We start from the raw sequence: 1,573 nt of genomic DNA on the forward strand, positions 1-1,573 counted from the left end.
CAACCCGGTGCCAACATTTCGGAGATTGCCCGGCGACATGGCCTCAACCGCGGCCTGCTCACCGTCTGGCGCCGACAGGTTGGACTGAGCACGAAGGCCCCGCCGCCGGAGGCTGATCGGGCGGCGTTCGTGCCGATTACCATTCAGAGCCAAGACACCGCGCAGGAACACGACACGCGCGATGCAGGTCGCATCGAAGTCAGCGTTCGCGAGGCTCGTCTGGTGCTGGAGGGCCCCGTCGATCCGCAACTGGCCGCTGCGGTCATTGCCGCCCTGCGAGGACGGCCATGATCGGACCCCGGCCGGGTCTGCGCATCCTGATCGCCACACGACCGGTCGATGGCCGACGTGGTATCAACGGGCTGACCGCGCTCATCGCCGAAGTGCTCCAGGCCAATCCCTACAGCGGCGACATCTTCGTCTTCCGCTCCAAGCGCGCGGATCGTGTCCGCTTTCTGGTCTATGACGGCTCGGGCATGGTGCTGACCTCCAAATGGCTCGAGGAGGGACGCTTCACCTGGCCGCCGATACGTGATGGCGCGATGCCGCTGACACCGGCGCAATTCGAGGTTCTGGTCGCCGGATTGGATTGGACGAAGGTGAGCGCAAAACCGTTCAAACGCCCGCTGCGGGTGGCGTGATCCTGTTGGTTCTGCTGGCATTTTTGCGCCTTTCCTGCTAGATCTCGGTCATGCCGCTTCGCCCCGAACAGCTGCCCGACGATCCTGTCGAATTGGCCCGCCTGGTCGTGCATCTCGATGGCGAAGTCGAACGGCTCAAGGCGATGCTGCGCGTCTTCAAGGATGCAATGTTTGGCGCTCGGTCGGAGCGTCGAACCGTCCTTTCCCCGGATCAGATCACTCTTGATCTCGGTGATCGGGCCGATGCCGATCCGAGCCCAGAACCTCCTGCCGTAAACGACAATGCCGAGGCCTGCCGCACGCTGCCGCGCCGTGGCAAGGACGCGCGACGCAACGTCGGCGCCCTTCCGCCCCATCTGCCGCGCATCGAGGAAGTGATCGAGCCCGCCCACACGATCTGCCCGTGCTGCGCAGGCCCGCTGCATCGCATCGGAGAGGACATCCGGGAAGCCCTGAGCGTGGTGCCAGCCTCCTATTGGGTCAAGCGGCGCATCTTTCCAAAGTATGCCTGCCGGGCCTGCGAAGGCGCGGTGGTTCAGGCCCGGGCGCCCGAGCGTGTGGTCGAGGGCGGGATGGCCACCAACGAACTCGTCGTCTCGGTGGCGGTGGCCAAGTTCGCCTGGTTCCTGCCGCTCCACCGTCAGGTGCAGATGATGAGCTGCCACGGCCTTCATCTCGATCGCTCGACCCTGGCAGGCTGGATGAAGCGCCTGGCTTGGTGGCTGCGCCCGCTCTACGAGCGCCAGTTGCAGGCGATCCATCGGCATCCTCGCATCTTTTGTGACGAAACACCCCTTCCAGTGCTGGTCAAAGGCCAGCACCGCACCAAGCGCGGTCAGATGTGGGCGCATGCGGTGGATGACCGGCCCTGGCAGGGGCCGGCGCCGCCGGCGGTGGCCTATGTCTATGCCGGCAGCCGCTCGAGCCGGGCG

Annotated in this window: 3 protein-coding genes; all 3 read left to right on the forward strand. The window is 65.7% G+C overall.

From position 1 onward, the window contains the following. The coding region (locus tag OC446_RS30290; protein WP_262032574.1) for a transposase at window positions 1-291 on the forward strand (291 nt) is incomplete at its 5' end. After that, window positions 288-641 (forward strand): IS66 family insertion sequence element accessory protein TnpB, encoded by a 354-nt coding sequence (gene tnpB / locus OC446_RS30295; protein ID WP_262032575.1) that lies wholly within the window; start codon window positions 288-290, stop codon window positions 639-641. The genes OC446_RS30290 and tnpB, both read left to right, overlap by 4 nt. Window positions 642-691: 50 nt before the next feature. Beyond that, on the forward strand, window positions 692-1,573 hold an 882-nt coding region (tnpC, locus tag OC446_RS30300), incomplete at its 3' end, for an IS66 family transposase (RefSeq protein WP_262032576.1).

The organism is Microvirga sp. Mcv34 (assembly GCF_024519725.1).
Classification (GTDB): domain Bacteria; phylum Pseudomonadota; class Alphaproteobacteria; order Rhizobiales; family Beijerinckiaceae; genus Microvirga.